Annotated in this window: 10 protein-coding genes and 5 pseudogenes; 8 read left to right on the plus strand and 7 right to left on the minus strand. The window is 54.5% G+C overall.

Annotation, left to right across the window (positions count from 1 at the left end; genetic code table 11):
* Nucleotides 1-10: 10 nt before the first annotated feature.
* Nucleotides 11-3,193, minus strand: a complete 3,183-nt coding sequence (locus tag QRN60_RS25165; protein WP_162693448.1) for an FHA domain-containing protein — start codon at nt 3,191-3,193, stop codon at nt 11-13.
* A gap of 211 nt (nt 3,194-3,404) precedes the next feature.
* On the opposite strand from QRN60_RS25165, the gene QRN60_RS25170 reads away from it, so the two are divergent.
* The 3 genes from QRN60_RS25170 (at nt 3,405) to QRN60_RS25180 (ending at nt 7,229) form a co-directional block, all read left to right on the plus strand.
* Nucleotides 3,405-4,457, plus strand: coding sequence for a cytochrome-c peroxidase (locus QRN60_RS25170; RefSeq protein WP_162693447.1), 1,053 nt, complete (start codon nt 3,405-3,407; stop codon nt 4,455-4,457).
* A gap of 12 nt (nt 4,458-4,469) precedes the next feature.
* Nucleotides 4,470-6,221, plus strand: a complete 1,752-nt coding sequence (locus QRN60_RS25175; protein ID WP_111794423.1) for a DAHL domain-containing sensor histidine kinase — start codon at nt 4,470-4,472, stop codon at nt 6,219-6,221.
* A 63-nt stretch (nt 6,222-6,284) separates the two neighbouring features.
* Nucleotides 6,285-7,229 carry a response regulator gene (locus QRN60_RS25180; RefSeq protein WP_111794422.1) on the plus strand — a complete coding sequence of 315 codons (945 nt, stop codon included), beginning with the start codon at nt 6,285-6,287 and terminating at the stop codon, nt 7,227-7,229.
* 601 nt (nt 7,230-7,830) lie between these two features.
* Here the strand turns inward: QRN60_RS25180 and QRN60_RS25185 are convergent.
* A pseudogene (locus QRN60_RS25185) lies at nt 7,831-8,640 on the minus strand (integrase core domain-containing protein); the annotation flags it as partial.
* A gap of 75 nt (nt 8,641-8,715) precedes the next feature.
* Between QRN60_RS25185 and QRN60_RS25190 the strand changes: the two are divergent.
* Nucleotides 8,716-9,912: pseudogene (locus QRN60_RS25190) on the plus strand (IS3 family transposase).
* 197 nt (nt 9,913-10,109) lie between these two features.
* On the opposite strand, the gene QRN60_RS25195 reads toward QRN60_RS25190, so the two are convergent.
* From QRN60_RS25195 to QRN60_RS25205, 3 genes and pseudogenes are all read right to left on the minus strand, one after another.
* Nucleotides 10,110-10,472 (minus strand): hypothetical protein, encoded by a 363-nt coding sequence (locus QRN60_RS25195; RefSeq protein WP_111794421.1) that lies wholly within the window; start codon nt 10,470-10,472, stop codon nt 10,110-10,112.
* Nucleotides 10,473-10,570: 98 nt separating this feature from the next.
* A complete protein-coding gene (locus QRN60_RS25200) occupies nt 10,571-11,206 on the minus strand; it encodes an outer membrane protein (RefSeq protein WP_129565567.1) in 636 nt (211 codons plus the stop codon).
* Nucleotides 11,207-11,314: 108 nt separating this feature from the next.
* A pseudogene (locus QRN60_RS25205) lies at nt 11,315-12,446 on the minus strand (IS5 family transposase).
* Between the two features lie 40 nt (nt 12,447-12,486).
* Here QRN60_RS25205 and QRN60_RS25210 point away from each other — a divergent pair.
* On the plus strand, nt 12,487-12,741 hold the full coding sequence (locus QRN60_RS25210; protein ID WP_236761798.1) for a tyrosine-type recombinase/integrase: 255 nt from the start codon (nt 12,487-12,489) through the stop codon (nt 12,739-12,741).
* Between the two features lie 188 nt (nt 12,742-12,929).
* Nucleotides 12,930-13,070, plus strand: a pseudogene (locus tag QRN60_RS25215) (transposase domain-containing protein); the annotation flags it as partial.
* 41 nt (nt 13,071-13,111) lie between these two features.
* Here QRN60_RS25215 and QRN60_RS25220 read toward each other — a convergent pair.
* Together QRN60_RS25220 and QRN60_RS25225 are read right to left on the minus strand one after the other, a co-directional pair.
* Nucleotides 13,112-13,910 (minus strand): annotated as a pseudogene (locus tag QRN60_RS25220) (IS110 family RNA-guided transposase); the annotation flags it as partial.
* A 908-nt stretch (nt 13,911-14,818) separates the two neighbouring features.
* Nucleotides 14,819-15,535 carry a hypothetical protein gene (locus QRN60_RS25225; RefSeq protein WP_111794419.1) on the minus strand — a complete coding sequence of 239 codons (717 nt, stop codon included), beginning with the start codon at nt 15,533-15,535 and terminating at the stop codon, nt 14,819-14,821.
* A gap of 213 nt (nt 15,536-15,748) precedes the next feature.
* Here QRN60_RS25225 and QRN60_RS25230 point away from each other — a divergent pair, with 213 nt between their 5' ends.
* Nucleotides 15,749-16,033 carry a hypothetical protein gene (locus tag QRN60_RS25230; RefSeq protein WP_284767212.1) on the plus strand — a complete coding sequence of 95 codons (285 nt, stop codon included), beginning with the start codon at nt 15,749-15,751 and terminating at the stop codon, nt 16,031-16,033.
* A gap of 252 nt (nt 16,034-16,285) precedes the next feature.
* Nucleotides 16,286-17,299, plus strand: coding sequence for a hypothetical protein (locus tag QRN60_RS25235; RefSeq protein WP_111794418.1), 1,014 nt, complete (start codon nt 16,286-16,288; stop codon nt 17,297-17,299).
* Nucleotides 17,300-17,569: the final 270 nt, after the last annotated feature.

A 17,569-nucleotide genomic window follows, 5' to 3' on the forward strand; every position in this document is an offset into this window, starting at 1 on the left:
AAATAACCTATCAAATATTCTCGTCTGTCGGTTCCGAATGGATAACCCGGCCGTTGCGCGCCGAACGTTCACCGACATGCAGGTTCACAGCGCAAACTTCGACATCGGGACGAGCTGGAACATCAAGTAAAATGGAAATGTCGCTTTCCGTTTCCGGAAAATAGGGGGAATCCACGGCGCCGGGGGCGAACCTGAACAAATCGCCAGCTTCATACGATACCCCAGACACGTAGTTCATACCGGCCGGATCGAAGAGCCGGACCGACCCGGTATACACGAGGAAAAACCGCTGCTCGCCGGTTCTCGCTTCAAGCCGATCGCCTCGACGATACTTTACCGCACGAGATTCAAGTGCCAGCGTGGAAAGTGATGTTGGATTTAATCGGCGTAACTTGCTGTGGCGGGCGAGAATGGCCAGACGGTGAACTGGGTGAATGTGAACCATATCCCCCGTCTCGATCTCGTTGTCCCAGTCAATCACCACAGATGTGGCGGTAGCCTCCGCGCTCCCGAACCGAATGACACTGTGTCTCGTGACGGCCACGGGTTCATTGTGAACCTGGGAGCCGTTCACAAAAATGACTGCGTTATCCACACGCATGAGACGAACTTCGCCGTGTTCGGCTTTGAGTTCGGCGTGGTAGGTCCACACCGCAGGATCAGAGATACTGATGTCGTTATCGACAGCCCGGCCGAGTGTGACGAGACGCTTGTTAAGGCATAGGATCTGGCTACCGCTCGCCGTATTCACGGTAGCGCGGAACGTTACTACCGCACTGTCGGACTGTGATGGTGTTTCGAGCCCGCCGACATGCTTGGCGACCGCATACAGCATCGCATGTTGCCGCGTATCCGACTCTTCCAGCAATCCCCGCGCCACGCTCGCAACCAGCTCCGGTGCCATATAGCTGAATACCGTCAAGCCGATAGCGCGGATAGTCGGGTCTTCCAGCGTCAACACTTCAAGGAGGCTCTGTTCGATATCGCGGCTACCCGTAACCGCACGATGGTAGGCCGCATTCTCCCACTCCCCAAGGCTGCGCGTTTGCTGGAGCCTCTCCAGAACTTCCGCCGGGAATACCTCACGCCAGCGCATGTCCGGATTGGAGGGTACGGGTTGACGCAGCATGAGATTGAGGCGCGGCCCGGCAAGAGCTGCCAGATCATCAGCTATTCGACACGTTTCAGGCGTGTCGAGGAAATTGCGCAGAAGGCTGAGCGCGGTGCTAAACAACACCTGCTCCCGCTCCTCGAGATAGTCGAGCAACACGTCCATCAAAGAACTGCCGAGCGGATCGTACACTTCCGCCCGTTCCAGACACAGGCGAACCGATTTGTGCCGCACAAGCGCCTCAAGGCTGTCTTTCATCTCCTCGCTGACCATCCCGCCGGAAAACAGCGCCGCCAGAGCAGCTTCATGTTCGCTATCGCTCACCTGCAGGCTTTGCCGCATGACCGTGAGCATGGACTTTACCGCTTCAAGCTCCAGGATGTTGGCCACTGTCTGGCCCGTTTCCATTCGGTCGGCTACGGTTTTTTCCAGAATGCTGCGATACTGGGCAATAGAGGTTGCCTTTTCTTCCGCACTCAGACTGATCTGGTGCATGTTCGAATCATCGCTATATCCGAGCGCATCCAGAAGATAGTTATGATCTTCTTCGGTAATGTTCAGCTGCTTTCGGAAAGCTTCAAGCAACTTGTGCGATGTTTCTCCCCCCGTCGTGCCTTTCGCAATTTGCTCCTCCAGCATCTTGCTGTAGGCATCCAGCTTTTGTTGCTGCGAAAAATTGGGGAGGACTTTAGCCAGGAGATAAATTTCGTTGGGGCGTAGATTTTCAATCTTCTTGTTATCTGGAAAGGACGACCCATCCAGCTTCATGGTCTTGAGCTGTTTCAGCAGGCCGGATGCCATGCCTTCCTGCTGATAACGTTCCGGGGTTTGCAGAAGGACCTGCCGCAGCCAGATTGTCGTCAGGGTTACAATGGCGATATCCACGACCCGGCCGGCAAGCGGCGGCAAGAGAAGAATATTGGGGCGTCCGCCAAAGAGATAAAAAGCGTTGATGGAGACCCAAGCGCTGACGCACAGGCAATGATGAACAATAAGTTGCTCTGTCATGCCCGGATCGCGCGCGCGGATTTTCCGGTACAGCGCTTCAAGGCCGCGTCCAAGAATGAGACTCACAGCACAGGCCAGCCCCAGCACAAGGGGAGCAGACAGCATCTTTGGAATGGGAACAAGATATCCGAGGATAAAGAGGCCCGGCTGCAAAAGCTTGGCGTGAATGCCTTCTTCATGTGTCCATATGCCCGAGAAATAGTAATCCCAGCTTCCGGCATACAGATAATAGAACCCGTAAAACCCGATTATCAACCCAAAAAACATATAATAAACATTGCGGCGCGGGACGGCCGTGACGCCGCTCCAATAGGAGCGCTGCAAATCTATATCACCACAATTGGCCTTGCAGGCGACACATGCGCTTATGTCCCCCTTCCCGCTTGGCTTGCGACACATCGATTGCGGCAGTGCGGGACGGGAAAAGTGCGGGCTACTTTCCAAAATCCCGCCAGGTTCCGTATAGATTTTTTGAACGACATTTGCAGGGCAAAAAAAGTTGCACCAGGTTTTTCCGCCCCACAGCATACCCGTCAACATTGCGGCGCCGATCACCGATAAAAGCGCGATCGCCAGCGTGAAACGATCGGTGTTAATCAGGAGAAGCCGTGCGATGATACCACAAAACAACAGCCCGAATTGCACGTACCAGCTGTTCCGTTCCAGCCAGCCGTCGCGTTTAATAAGGGGGATAGTGAGCTTTATCAGCCCGGTTCGACGTTCCAGTGTACTGCGGCGGCGGCGAAAACCGAGATATGACGGAATTTGCGACGCGAGCGAGAGGGGGCAAATACGACGCCAGGCCTCATGACCAAAAACCATCAGAAAAAGCGGCAATATCGGCACGATCATCGTCCAGAACATACGGCTGCCCATAGAATATGGCTGATTGGGCAGCACCTGGCCTTGTACCACTACGGGAGTCAAACTGACGCCGAAGGGACCGGCGCTGTCCGGACGGGTCCATTGCACAGAAAATGGATCGTAAAGAAGGGAGGCGATTAGCACCAGCCACGCAAATAGCAACAAGCCGCGTATGCTCAACATTGCTCGTTCGGGGAAGGATGAGAACATGCAGGATTTCCTTAACGCCGACCGAGGCGGGCGGTGCTCTTGATCGATTGCAGTCTTCTCGAAGACGGCATCCCGCATCAAATCAAAGCACGGCGAATACTCAATACTCGCCACAGGCATATTGGTATGCGTCTGGCGTATGGTGACTCCCTGTCACTTTTGCCCTAAAGCTGACGACATATCGCGCTCAAGACTTAAGAGACCTGCAAAAATGAAACCCCATTTTCCGCCAGACACAAAGCGAGTGGTCTTGCGGCTGAAAATATCAGAGGACTGCAAGGCGGTGCTGCCAAGGCTTGCGCGCTTCGGCGTTCTCTGTTGTGCAATGGGGACAGCAATACTCGGCACGGTGGCTCACGCGCAGACCCCCGACATCGGGGAGCCGATTACACCCGTACCCCAGCATACCGAACTGAATACCCAGAAAGTCGAGTTGGGAAAAAAACTATTCTCCGACAGTCGATTGTCAGGCGACAATGGCGTGGCCTGCACAAGCTGTCACCTGAAGCAATTTGGCCTAACGGATGGCCGCGCGCTTTCGCCCGGTTTACCGGGCTGGCCCGGCCAAATAAACACGCCTACCCTTTACAATGTTAGCCTGAACGCGCTTTTCAGTTGGTCGGGTCAAATCAAGACGCTGCATGATCAGGCGGATGGAGTGGTAGAACGGACAATGGGTGGCCACTGGCCGGAGGTCGTCGCCACATTGAACCGCGATAGTAAACTGACCCAAGCCTTCGATGCGATCTACGACGATGGCCTTGTGAGGAAAAACATTGTGGACGCGCTGGTAGAATACGAGCGATCCCTGAATACGCCAGACGCCCCCTTCGACCGTTATTTGCGCGGTGAGGAAAACGCCATCAGTGCAGAGGCAAAGGCGGGTTATGGCCTGTTTAAGGACTATGGCTGCGCGTCCTGTCATCAAGGCGTGAATGTCGGCGGAAATATGATGCAAGTTTTCGGCATATTCGGAACTCCTCCGGGTACCGAGGATGGCGCAAGTACCCACGGATCGGCGAAAGCCACAGGTATCAGCGAAAATGAAGCCGTTTTCAGAGTGCCTTCTCTGCGTAATGTGGCAAAGACAGCCCCCTACTTCCATAACGGATCGGCCCGCACGCTGCCCGATGCTATCAATGTCATGGCCATAAATCAGCTTGGTCGTGATCTGGCCACCGAAGAAGTTGCTCGGCTGGAAGCATTTCTGGAATCTCTGACCGGTGAACATCAGGGATTCCCCGTGGGCAATTCGGGACAATGACAGGACAACCGAATGAAGATCTCTGATTTTATCGACGATGTCTCAGGCCGCAGCAGAATCCAGCGATTTGCAAGTTCGCGCAAGGGGTGGATGTGGTGTGTTGCTTTCGTGGTTCTGCTGTCAGGCCTGCTCAGCTGTCTCGTTTGGTACGCCCAACGACCGAGCCAGGCGCTGCCGGCGTTCCAGCAAAGTTTCGAGGAGTTGCGCAGCCTCGAGGCCCAATGGAACTCCGGTATTCTGGCGCTACAGCTTGGAATCACGCCGAATTACGACAATGTCACCCTCACGGCACGAGATCTCGAGCAAGGGTTGAATGCTTTAACGACGCTCACCGCGTCAAATCCAGAACTTGTCGGTCTTTTAGACAAATTGCGTCAATATCAATCCTCCATAGGCCAGAAGAACGTTTTATTTCAACAGGTGAAAGCAAGCCACGCGATGCTTCGCAACGCCGTATCCGTGCTGCCTGGTGTTATCGCTGAATGTTATGAACATCCTGGCGTGGCGGCCCAGGCGACCGGTAACAAGCGTATATCCGACCTCATCACCGAGAGTGTGAACAGCGTGATGAGCTTCTTGACGGCACCCACCCCTCTGCTTCAGGGGGAAGTGAACGAGCGGCTTTCTAGAATACGCGACGCAGCTCAGGCAACCGAGACCGGCCTGGCAAATGCACTGAACCGCCTTCTGGCACAGATCGACGTTGTGGTGCGTGAGCGCATCAAAGGCAACGATCTCAGCCTGCAATTGAATGCGGTTGCAACGGATGCGGACGCCAAGGTTATTCTCGAGCAGGTCCGGGAACTTTCCGTTGGAGCTGAGGCAACAAAACGTGCGCTCTGGCTCGGCGTTATTTTGCTCAGCGCCATACTTTTCGTCCTCTTTTTGATCCTAGTATACAGCCTTTCCCGACGGTTTCTTAAGCTCAAAAAAGATAACGCAATGCTTCAACAAGCCAATGAAAATGTCGAGGAACAACTTATGCAGTCGGCGAAGCTGTCGGCGCTTGGCCAGATGGTTGCAGGTATCACACATGAGATCAACACACCTCTCGCCTATGTGAGAGCCGTGTTTGAACTGATCCGCGAACGCCTGACCTCTGAAACAGCTCTGGAACAGGCCGCCGATGAAGAAGCGCATGAGGAAGTGGTAATGTTGCTCAGTGACGGACTGCATGGCCTCGACGAGATCGCTACCCTCGTCCGCACCATGAAAAATTTCAGTCGACTGGATAAGGGCACCATTGAGCCTTTCTCCGTAGAAGAGGGGCTTGAAAGCGCACTGCTGCTGGCGAAGCCCAAACTGAAATACGTGGCGGACATCAAGCGGGATTTCGATTCCATTCCGCCCATCATGGGATCTCCAACGCAACTTCGACAGGTTTTTCTCAATCTGATTGTCAATGCGGCTGACGCTATAGCGTCCACAAACCGTCGCGGGACGCTGACATTGCGGACGTTGATAACGTCATCCGACACGGTACAGATCGATATTTGCGACGATGGTCCTGGTATCCCGGAAGAGAATTTGTCCAAGATCTTTGATCCATTCTTCACGACAAAAAGCGTCGGTCAGGGAACTGGAATGGGTCTGTCAATTTGCTACCGCATCATTGAAAACCATGGCGGTACAATCGCCGTCAATTCTTGGGTTGGAAAGGGATCTGTTATCACCCTCATCTTGCCCAGAAAGGATGCGTCCTTCGCATCAGCAAATACCCCAAAACTATCGCACATCAGCGAGACATTGCTCTCAACAGGCTAAGAACAACGGCGGACCTATCTCGCGACCCCGAGTTGCGCAGTCCATGGAATTGAGGTTAGTGATATGAATGATAAGCCTGTACTCTTGTTTGTCGATGACGAGGAGCGGATCGTTAAGCTGCTGAAGATCATGTTCCGCAGTGAATATGAAGTCTACACGGCAACGAGCGCAAGAGAAGCACTCGCAGTGCTGGAGACTATTACCGTCGATGTGTTGATCAGTGACCAGCGAATGCCGGAAATAACTGGCATTCAGCTTCTTTCGCAGGTGCGCGAGCGTTGGCCGGAGACGGTGCGTCTTCTGCTAACCGGCTACAGTGACCTCGTTGCCATCGTCGGCGCGGTCAACGAGGGAGAGGTTTATCGTTTCATCAATAAGCCGTGGAACCAAGCCGAACTTCGGGCTGTCATCGCCGAGGCGGTAGATTCGGCTCAAAGCGCGCGGACAATCCGACAGACTGTCGCACCAATCTGGGGTGACGATACCAACACGCCTTTCAGCGTCGCTTCGCAGCTGCTGGCCATCGAGGGCTGTGACGCAGATCGGCAAGAAGTTGTAGAAATGTTCAGCTATGATTATCGCGTACACGCTGCCCGCACTCTGAAAGAGGCGATCGACATTCTCACGCATGAGCAGATTGGGGTCATTGTCTCCAATGCCGAGGTGGATGGTGTCGATATTACCGACGTCCTTGCGGAAATCGGGAGGATTGATCCCGCCATTACGATGGTGGTCATGACGGAGAAGCCGAGCAGCGAGACTATCATCAACCTTATCAACAGCGGCCGCATTTACCGTTTTGCCATGCAACCCTTGAGCCCTAACCTGTTTCGCCTTGCCGTCCATGCGGCTATGCGCGAACATCACCGCCGCCTTGCCGACCCCCGGGTCGTTAAGCGTCGTATGCTATTAGAGGCATCAAAAGATAGCGAATCAGACGGCATGTACAATAGTCTGGTTCAGAACCTTCGCCGCTTTACTGAAGTTTCAAGGGCAACAGCTGAGTGAGGCGCTCGGTCTCGACACTCCGTCGCAAATGGCGGTGACTTCTCAATAGAGCGAATCGCGGGCCTGCCCGCCGGCTCTGCTGGGCTTGGAACATGCTTTACGGGGTAAAGCCCGTCTTCGCTGTCCGGTGCTTATCACCCACAGGGTAGGCCTTTGCGACTGGATGCTTTTCCTCTTAAGGCAGAACCGATAGCGCCGATGGAAAGGCGTAATGCTCAATATGTCCGGCTCATGGACTGACAGCATCAACAATTTGAGGGAGTTCGCAACCCTTTAGACGTTACGACTGTAACTCTGCCATATCTAGAACACGTCTGGTGAAAAGCGAAATCGTCGGGCGTGCTCCAACTCTTTGTTTTTACGCATTTTCCGGACAGCGATTCCGGTAAATTGCGGACAGTCTTTTGGCGAATAAAAGATCGACCTTCGCACGCGCCGTTTTTTGACATTCTGGACCCGCTTTGAGAGGTGTGCGGAGAATGGCGAGACGGAAGCAGGAGAGACTTACTGACGTGAAGGACATTCGAATGATATTGCGATAGGGGTGGCTCGGTTTGTCTGGACAGTTTCGGGCGTTTTGCCAAGTGGATTTCCGCCTCGATTATGCGGCCACCATCATCGGTGTCAGGGCGTTGAAGTAGCGCCTGATCCGGCGTCTGCCGGTCAAGTGATGAACGTGGGCGTAGGCTGTTGTAAAAGGTTAGATAGCGGCCGATGCCACCGCGAGCCTCGGACACTGTCTTGTAGGCATAGAGATAGACCTCCTCATATTTGATCGACCGCCAGAGCCGTCCAACGAAGACATTGTCCCGCTATGCACCCTTGCCGTCCATCGAGATGGCGACTTCCGACTTCTTCAGCGCTGCATAGCAGGCAAGCGCCTCCTCCACGGCCTCGATGCAGAAGGTTGCTTCCATCGTGATCGAGAGCTGCCATGGCAGAACCTTCCTACTGAACCAGTCGACGACGGCGCAGAGATAGACAAATCCGCCTGCCATTGGGATGTAGGTCAGGATACCGGACGCGGCGAGTAGTAGACGCTGCTACGGCTGAAGCCGAGGAGCCTAGCCTGTCTCACGATCGACAGCTTGTGCTCGCGGTCAATCATTTCTTTCCGCCCAGCAATCCCGCCTTACCGAGCGCATCGGACAAAAAATCATTCTCCAGCGTCAGCTCGCCGATCTTGGCGTGAAGCATTTTCACATCGACGGTCGGACTGGCCGGTTCTGCCCTCGCTTCATCACCGAAAACGCCTGTAGCCCCCTCAGGGAGCTGGTCTTTCCACTGCTTGATCTGGTTGGCGTGCACGTCGAACTGCTGGGACAATTCCACCAGCGTCTGCTCGCCTCGGATGGCGGCCGAGCGCTACCTTCGCCTTGAAAGCTGAGCTATGGTTCCGGCACCGTCGTCTGAATTAGCCCCCCCCCCCGAAAGGCCCGGACATGCTCCCTCATTTAGCTAAGTGGGTAGAAGTAATGTTGGTAATATGACTGGTAGCAATTTTAAGATGGAAGTCCTCTCCGGTCCGGAACGTCGGCGGCGCTGGAGCAGGGCAGAGAAGCTCGCGATCATTCACGAGACCTATAAGGCGGACGCGACGGTGACCGTCGTCATGGCATTCAGCCGAACCAGTTGTTCGCCTGGCGCAAGCTAGCGTCCCAAGGGGCGCTGACGGCCACGGCCGCCGAAGAGGAGGCCGTTCCGGCATCCGAATACCGGGCGCTTCAGGCCCAAGTGAAGGAGTTGCAGCGCCTGTTGGGCAAGAAGACGATGGAGAGCGAAATTCTGAAGGAAGCCCTCGAAATCGCCGGCGGCCCAAAAAACGGATGTTGCGCTCGCTCTCTCTTCCAAGGGGGATTTTGGAATGAAGACCGTCTGCGAAACTACGGGTGTCGCCCGCTCGAATATCGCCGCGCGTGCCGCAGGGTCCCCTTCCAGATCCAGAGGACGCCCACCACTCCCGGATCAGGAGCTGGTGGAAGAAATCAAAGCCATCATTCCGACATGCCCACCTACGGCTATCGGCGTGTCCATGCCATCCTGCGTCGAAACGCCCAGAATGACGGACGTTCGTGGCCCCAACGCCAAGCACGTCTACCGGGTCATGAAGCTGCACAACCTGTTATTGGTGCGTCCATACCGGAGCGGCCGATGATCGCCTCAACGATGGTCAGTTCGCTGTCGAACATTCGAACATCAGGTGGTGCTCCGATGACTTCGAGATCAGCTGCGACAACAAGGAGAAGGTCCGCGTCAGCTTCGCCCTCGACTGCTGCGACCGTGAGGCTATCACCCATGTCGCCACCACCGAGGGCGGCAAGAGCCAAGACGTGCAGGACCTCGTGATCAACGCCGTCGAAAGCCGCTTCGGCCGTATCAACATGTTGTCCGAGTCCATCAAATGGCTCACCGACAACGGCTCGTGCTTCATCGCCAGGGACACCACATCCTTGCTCCGAGAGATTGGCATGGAACCGTGCACGACACCGGTGCAAAGCCCGCAGTCGAACGGCATGGCCGAGGTCTTCGTCAAGGCATTCAAGCGCGATTACGTCTCGGTGAACCCCACCCCGGATGCCGAGACCGTAATGGCGCAACTGCCGGTCTGGTTCGAGCATTACAATAATGTGCTTTAGGATATCAATCGCCGCGCGAGTTCTTCAGCTCGCAATCTCAAACATGAGCAGTCTTTTGAGGGCAACTCCATCCGGCGTCGCCGTCTTGTCATGGTCTCTCCTGTTCCCGGCATCTAAGCCGAAGTCAGGCAGAAATCCACTCATCTCCGCTGTGCAGATTTCCCGAACCAGCTTTCGGGTGGCAACCACAGAAGATTCGTCGGCTTTTGAAAAGCCCAAGAGTCAGGGTTAGCGACGATTGTCATCAGACACTTTCAGGCGTTGGCTGTTCGTTGTCGCCCTCGGCCATATTATTCAGGACAGTCACGATCACTTCGTCGTCGAATGATTGCAGGAGCGAAATCGCGGCGGCCTGGCATTCCTCGCGTCCTTCACTTAGACCGAGATTGAACGCGATTTCCATAGCCCCCAGCAATTGGACAAACTGTTCCGATGAAAAATGCTGGTCGGTATGAAGTTCCATAAATTTTTCTTTAGCCAAATCTAGCACTTCCCAAGCGCCGCTATCCGACTTTTCTGGAGAAACAACCGATATATCCGGACTTTCCAGATAGTACAGCGTATCGAACACCCTGATGTTAAATGGGGTATTGGTCGGTTCAACCATAAAGAGCTTCCCTCAAATTATTCAGCGCGATCCCGCGAAAGCTCCTGCTCAAATTTAGCAGAAGAAAGCATGTGGACGGATAGGTAGTCTTTGGCCGATCAGAATCTGTGCGCGATGCCGATGCTGATAACATCCTCATCGAAATCGACTTCGACGCCGGCCAATGTTGCGGGGGAATAATTGTTGAAGCGATATTCGGCCCGCAGGATGGTTGTGTCGTTCAGTGCCCAATCGATACCCGCTCCCAGAGTCCAGCCCTGAGTGAAGGCCGTATCGTCGGGGTTCTGAACATAGATGTTTGCGCCGGTCCATCCGAAAGCAGCATAGATGAGGGCGTTACCGACTTCCTCACCGACACGCAGGCGAACGGATCCGGCAAGATCGGTCCCCACCCGGGATCCGAAATAATGGATTTCGGTCCACTTATGGCTGATGTCGCCCTCGATACCCATCCAGGTCCGGTCTGCAATTTGCCAATTGCGACCCACAAACAGACCCACCTGCCTGCCCGTAGCCTCGGCGGCATCTTCGCAGCTGCAGCTATCCGTAAAAAGACCCTGCAGGTTGCTGAATCCGATATTGACACCAGCGTAACCGCCATCCCAGTCGAGTTGCGGGGGGGCATTTTCGGCGGGGGGAGTTAAAATCAGGGGAGGATCAATCAGATCCGCGGTATGCCCGGAAGAAAAAGACAAAACACTAATGGCCATTGCCATGGTAATAAATTTCTTCATATTTGCCCGCTCAAACAACGTGAATACAATAGAAGGACGATAACGTCATTCTCGCCGCGGCATCAATTTCAATGTCGTTGCATTTGTAACGCGTCGCCCCAACAAAGGCTAAGTCATTGATCTTCTCGCGGTAGGAAGATGAAGATCTGGAGAAGTATCCGATTTTGCATGAGAACGGTAAGCAGGGCCGTGATGAAGGCACGCCAAAGGGCCAGTTTGGCTAGGATGAGGCGCAGATTGTGACCTGCGGTCACGAGCAGCGCATTGATGGTATCGCCATCGTGCCCGAGGAGGAAGTTGCGGGTTCAGCCTACCATCGGTCTTCATATGGCCCATCGTCGTTTCAGCTCCCGCAGCATGGTCGGCGTCAGCCCGCGCCGGCTTCCGGCAATCATCACCGACGCCGATCCGGTGTAATCATGACCGCGATAGCCCTTATCGACGTAGATGCGATCCGGATCGACACCTTCGCAACAGCCTGATCGACGGCGCGTGAGAGCGTGTGCCCCCTACTGGGATTGTCTTCGAACGTCATGGCCGTCAGCACCAGCCCCTCGCGGTTCGCCGCGCAATACCGACCTTGCAACCGAACTCGTATGGCGTGCGAGCCTTGCCCTTCGAGATGCAGACGACCTCGGGAGCATGCAGCGAATAGAGCTTGTTCTTGTCCTTCGGTTTTTGCGCCAGCAGTCGTTCGACAAGACCCAGCAGCCGGACGAAGGTCCTCTCCAATTCGACGTTGACGGCGATCTTGCGGCCGATACCGCGCAAAATGCGACCAATGAAGGTGCGCAGGCGCTTCAGTTCGCGGTGCATGCGGCGGAATTGCCCGGCATGGGCATAACGGCTGGCGCGCACCGTCGCTGCTTTTGCCAGACGCATGCAGCTCTGTCTGAGCTCGATGCCGTGCTTCTCCGCTTGTCGGACCAGCATCTGCAGAGCCTTCAGATACAACCCGCTGTCAGTCGGAGGAGCAATGGCTTTCGGCTGCACCGTCGTATCGACATTGATCCGCTCCAAGGATTCCGGCTTGGCCGTTCCGGTCTCAAGCGCTGCCTCGATACTCGTCTTCAGCAATTCCTCCAGCCCCTGCGGCCCAATCCTTGCGCCGGTGCGTCATCGTGCTCGCGTTGATCGGCGCTTCACGCTGGAAAAACTCAAAGCCGCAGAAGAACTGCCAATACGGATTCTCCACCCAGCGCTCAACCGAGACTCGGTAATGCTCGACCACGGTGCGCATATACAATGCGTCGGCGAGGGGCAAAGGCTCTCTTCCGAATATGCATGGCGGCGGGCCGACGGTGTGTAGGCGATGTTTGAACAAATATGTCGCCAAAACCCGCCATCACTGCGTCTCCCCTCGCTCAAAGCGGGTATCGCCTCACGCCTTGCGACACTCCTCTGCCATGAAGTTGCTACAGGCGAACGTCGACTGCTCGGTCATTGCTCTGTGGTTGGACCACGAAGCGATGCAAACGACGCTGACCTATCTTCATGCGCACCTCGAACTGAAGAATCTACACTCGCAAAGCTGAAGCCATGCGAACGCGCAAAGGCCGAGCGATTTCGACCAAACGACCGGCTTCTGGAATTCTTGAACGCCCTCTGAGCATCAGAACTATACCGGGAGTCAACCAATGTTTCCCGGCGGAACAGGACGGGAATGGGCGGCGTGCCGTCGACGCCAAAACAAGCATTCGGCATAGTTCGTCGGTCGGCATAAACTGCCAAGCTCAACGAAATCGATCCGCAAGCGTGGCTCACCGACGTTCTGGCCCGCAACGCGGACACGCCGATTACCAAACTGGAGCATATGCTTCCGTGGAATTGGACGCCGTCGACCATCGACACTCAAGCTGCCTGATCGGCTGCCCTCACCGTATGCTCTGATGTCCGTTGTCAAGGTTCTGGCCGCACGAGGCCGAGGTATCCCATGAGTTGGCGGGGTTGTCGAACCGAGAGACATCGCCGATCTCAGCCACAAAGGTCACAGCGACAATCAGATTGATGCCGCGCAGAGCTTGTAGGGCGACCACAAGGGGGCCGAGCGACTATGAACCAACGAATTCAGCGATCGACGGCTCTAGCCGCATCACTGGCTCCTTGGCGACACGCACTGCATCAATCATCTCCTGCAGCGCTATCTGATGCGCAGGATGATCAAACCTCTGCTCTTGAAGCCAGCACAGATGGCGCGTTGCCCGGCCTGTCTTTTGAGGATAGATCCTCCCATGTTCAGCATGAAGGCGCTGACCTGCTGGCGATGCACGCGCAAGCTTTCGAAGGCTGCCGTTCGTGCACGAACCAGGTCCCGCATTGCCTCGTGTCCAGCATCAGGCACCCAGACTCCCGTCAGTTCGTCCGCTCGAAGTAGCTTTGCCAGCGAAATTGCATCGCGGCGATTTGTTTTGACCCGATCACCCGGCTTCTTTGGAATGAGCGGCGGCGCAACAACGATGCAATCGCAGCCCAACTCGGTGATAAGGCGAGGAAGGCCATAGCCTGTCGGGCCGGCTTCGCAGCAAAAATGCAATCTGTGATAATTTGCAGCCAAGCGCTTCACAAAACGCCGCATATTCTCCACAGATGCATCGACCTCACCGAGATAGCGAACTTCACCACCACACTCGCCGTCCGCCACTGCAATAGCGTTGCGTGCCTTCGATACATTGATACCAATGAAAACTTCTGTGCAATGCTTCACGGCTTGTCCTCTGCCGGGAGGATCGGCTCGGCCTATCCGAGCAACCCTCGCAAAGGCAATGTAGGGCAAGCCACCACCTAGCCAAAAGGACATACGGTCTTACATTCCAAGGCGTTGAGAGGGTTTTCAGCGACGACTAGGTGAGTCCGTCGATTTTAGCCGCGGCCGTGAAGCAGCCGCAAATAGCTGCTGTTCGAAGAGAGTTTGGTGACAACACACTCCACCTATATGATATCCGCGGCAGCTACTGTGTTCGAAGGACACGATCACGCGGGCGGGTGTTTCCCTCCGAGCCGACTACGCCTGCCCAGTTAAACGGTGCGTGCACCAACGCTGCTTACTGCTCATCAACGTGGCCAAAATTTATGACCGCCCCCGCTACGGCGTCGGTTGCCGAACGCCGAGCTCATCGTCGCGGAATTGAAGGCCGATTCACCGGTCCAGGACACCGCCGTTCTGCCCTTGCGGCGTAAATTCGTTTAACCGCATGAACACACGAACGGATGCAGTCATAAACTCATGCCTTCATGAATTCTTAAACACTCACATCTTCTTATAGACAAACAAATATACAAGCACACGAATATACAGACATACTTAGTTTACATTACCATATATCCTGCCCCACGAAGAGGGAAAACGGCTTGCGCTCTCTTCACTTTGCTCCTCATTTTACACACTGAGCTTCAACGCCAGATCACTTCCCGAAAATTACTTGGCTCACGCAATTTATCCAGGACATTTGCGAAAAGGAAAAAATTCCTTTTGTTATAAGTGACCTATCAAACGAGCGGGCGCAGTTATGCTGCATATAATGAGTGACTAATTACAAAAATTGCACATCCATCCTCAAGTATCCCTTGCCCCCTTAGCACTTCGCTCCCTTGCCGTACCTCGCCATCCTCAAACTAGGTGGCGCGGTAGTAAACGGTGCAAATCCCGATGATCGTATGGAGGATGACAGCGATAACCGACGCAATGAATGCGAGGCGAGTAAAACCTAGGTTCCGCTGTGCAATGATGCGCTGATTGTCGGCAATCTCCTTCTGCTGCTGCTGAATAAGCAACGCCTGGTTCTGCATCTCAAGGGACTTCTGCTGTAACTGAACGCTAAGATCGGCAAACTTGACTTGAGCGCGGGTGAGCTCAATCTGAATGGTTGTGAGGTCAAGGGTGGCCGCAGCAATCTCGGTTTGCTTTTCCGTCAACTTGAGCCCCTTCTCCCTCGCGATGTTCGTTCGGCCCATCATGTAGGCACGATCGTAATCCTTGAACTCCTTGACCTGAGCCTCGGAGAAGTTGCGGTGACGCTCGATTGCCTTGTGGGCTCGTGCAAGCATCTCATCCGCATTGCCATCGTCGGCGGAAAGCTCCTTCAATATCTCCCGTGCAGCACGAACAAGTTCAAGGTTCTCGCGTTGGACGTTGACAGCATTAGATTTCTCATAGAGCTCCCCGACCTTGGCGACTTGAGTTCCTTCAGGATTGGTGGCATTCATCTGGACTAGTCGATTGAGGTTCTCGTCGGCGGTGGCAACAGTCTCAAGGAGAATTGGGAGAAGAGGGTCATCGTCCTTGAGGAGGCGGGCCAAAAGAGACCTGACAGGCGCGATGGCGGAAGACATTTTGATAGTGTAAAAAATGTACTAGTTCTGTGGTGAATTGGATGTTGCTTGTGATGAAATACGTCCGAACGCACTTCCTTTTATACATCTACGCCTTTTCTCCGCACGAAGCTCGGCTACTTAGCATCGGTGCTGCTGGTAAGCCTTGCCTCTCACACCTCGCTTACATCACGAGACACACATGACCTTGGCAACACGGAACTCCTCCATCCGATGCAAGCGATCGTCAAAAAAGGGGCGCAGCATGGTCATGTTGCATTTGGCCGCGTCAGCTTGATTTCAAATCAAGAAAAACCTGCTCACGCTGCCACACCTCGCTTGCAATACGAGACGCACCATAACCTTGGCAGCACGGAACTCCTCCATCCGATGCAAGCGATCATCAAAAAAGGGGGCGCAGCATGGTCATGTTGCATTTGGCCGCGTCAGCTTGATTTCAAATCAAGAAAAACCTGCTCACGCTGCCACACCTCGCTTGCAATACGAGACGCGCCATAACCTTGGCAACACGGAACTCCTCCATCCGATGCAAGCGATCGCCGATGAAGGGCGCGCACCGGTCTAGCAGTGTCATCCGAGTTCAAACCATAGTAGAAGATGGCAGGCGAAGCTAATCTCGATATTGAATATATATATACCTTTAAAGTTTCCTCCCTTAGAGCGTAACTTTCTCATCATCACACAAATTCATCCAACAACACTTCACACATTTGAACATTCCAATACTCACGCTTTTTGTCCTCACGCAAAATGGCTTCTCTTTCTCGCGAACAGCTTAACATCACGCCGGCGCTGGTCATCGAAGCGACTAGCACCTTCTTGTCGCAGCAAGCACAGGGCGACATCACTCGGGGTCAGAAGACCATCACCTACCTCAACCCCAACTTTCTGTGGAACGACCCAGCGTACGCTCACCTTAAGAAAAAGTATGAGGGCAAGTCCCTTGAGTACCGCCACACAGCATTGATCGGAGGCGATGGCACCTACACCGGCGTCAAGGACCTGTTCTCCAACCCTCTCAACATCGATTTGGGAGGACAGCGCCAGAACACTGTGGTGAAGGTCCGCAAGATCACCTCAGGCGAATTCATCGGAGAGGTTGACGGAACCGACATCTCCGACGCCCGCACTGCCCTTTACGCCCACTGGACTCTTCAGTACTGCTTTGCGGGTGCGAATGACATCAAAGTCTTCATGTTCGGAGCCGGTCCCGTTGCTCAGCAAATTGTCAAGTTCCTTGAGCATAGCGCTGGGGATCGCATCGCCTCCCTGACCGTCTCCAGCCGGGGCCCAACCGCCGACAAACTGGCTCTCGATTATTCCGACAGTACTTCGTTCCCTATTACCGCAGTCCACGACAAGAAGGGTCTAAAAGAGGCGGACTTTGTCATATCGGTCACCACTGCAACTGAGGTGCTTTTCGGCATCGAAGACGTGAACCTCGACGCAGTCTTCTTGAGCTTGGGCGGAAAGGACATGACTGAGGATCTGGCTGCCAAAATCTTGCATGAGGGCGAAACACTTTGTGATGACGTTCGCCTGGTGAACGAGCGCAAGACAAAGGCTGCTTGGCGTTACCTCCAGCGTCGCGAGACTGATCTTGTTCGAGAAGCTGAGGCCGGCACTTACAAAATCCGCAACTTCTGCCACGCCACCCCACTGGACCGTAAGAACAAGAAGGGTCTGGTTCAGGTTCTTTGCTCCGGATACGCCGCTCTGGACATCATGGTTGCCGGACACTGTCTTCGCGCCGCCGGCTATTAAATGATGCAGGATAAGAAGAGATAGGGGTTGGGAGGTCTGACGGAATTTCAACACTTGGAGCCATGGGAGTTCAACACCCCGGGCAGGATTTTCGGACTGGGATTATACTGAAAAATTAGCGCCTGGAGCGCCTATCTAAAAATAAAAAAAATTGGCTGGCCCAAGTAAATGACCACTGATGACTTGAGACAAGTGACAAGTAGAGCTTCGGGTTAGGGTTAGGGTTAGGGTTAGGGTTAGGGTTAGGGTTAGGGTTAGGGTTAGGGTTAG

The sequence above is a fragment of the Agrobacterium sp. CFBP2214 genome (genome assembly GCF_030209895.1).
Lineage (GTDB): Bacteria > Pseudomonadota > Alphaproteobacteria > Rhizobiales > Rhizobiaceae > Agrobacterium > Agrobacterium radiobacter.

What these genes read in the sequence shown, in the direction of transcription:
- QRN60_RS25230 (WP_284767212.1), top strand. Translation starts at nt 15,749, where the DNA reads ATGCAAGCGATCGTCAAAAAAGGGGCGCAGCATGGTCATGTTGCATTT.
- QRN60_RS25180 (WP_111794422.1), top strand. Translation starts at nt 6,285, where the DNA reads ATGAATGATAAGCCTGTACTCTTGTTTGTCGATGACGAGGAGCGGATC.
- QRN60_RS25170 (WP_162693447.1), top strand. Translation starts at nt 3,405, where the DNA reads ATGAAACCCCATTTTCCGCCAGACACAAAGCGAGTGGTCTTGCGGCTG.
- QRN60_RS25210 (WP_236761798.1), top strand. Translation starts at nt 12,487, where the DNA reads ATGCATGGCGGCGGGCCGACGGTGTGTAGGCGATGTTTGAACAAATAT.
- QRN60_RS25195 (WP_111794421.1), bottom strand. Translation starts at nt 10,472, where the DNA reads ATGGTTGAACCGACCAATACCCCATTTAACATCAGGGTGTTCGATACG.
- QRN60_RS25200 (WP_129565567.1), bottom strand. Translation starts at nt 11,206, where the DNA reads ATGAAGAAATTTATTACCATGGCAATGGCCATTAGTGTTTTGTCTTTT.
- QRN60_RS25175 (WP_111794423.1), top strand. Translation starts at nt 4,470, where the DNA reads ATGAAGATCTCTGATTTTATCGACGATGTCTCAGGCCGCAGCAGAATC.
- QRN60_RS25235 (WP_111794418.1), top strand. Translation starts at nt 16,286, where the DNA reads ATGGCTTCTCTTTCTCGCGAACAGCTTAACATCACGCCGGCGCTGGTC.
- QRN60_RS25225 (WP_111794419.1), bottom strand. Translation starts at nt 15,535, where the DNA reads ATGTCTTCCGCCATCGCGCCTGTCAGGTCTCTTTTGGCCCGCCTCCTC.
- QRN60_RS25165 (WP_162693448.1), bottom strand. Translation starts at nt 3,193, where the DNA reads ATGTTCTCATCCTTCCCCGAACGAGCAATGTTGAGCATACGCGGCTTG.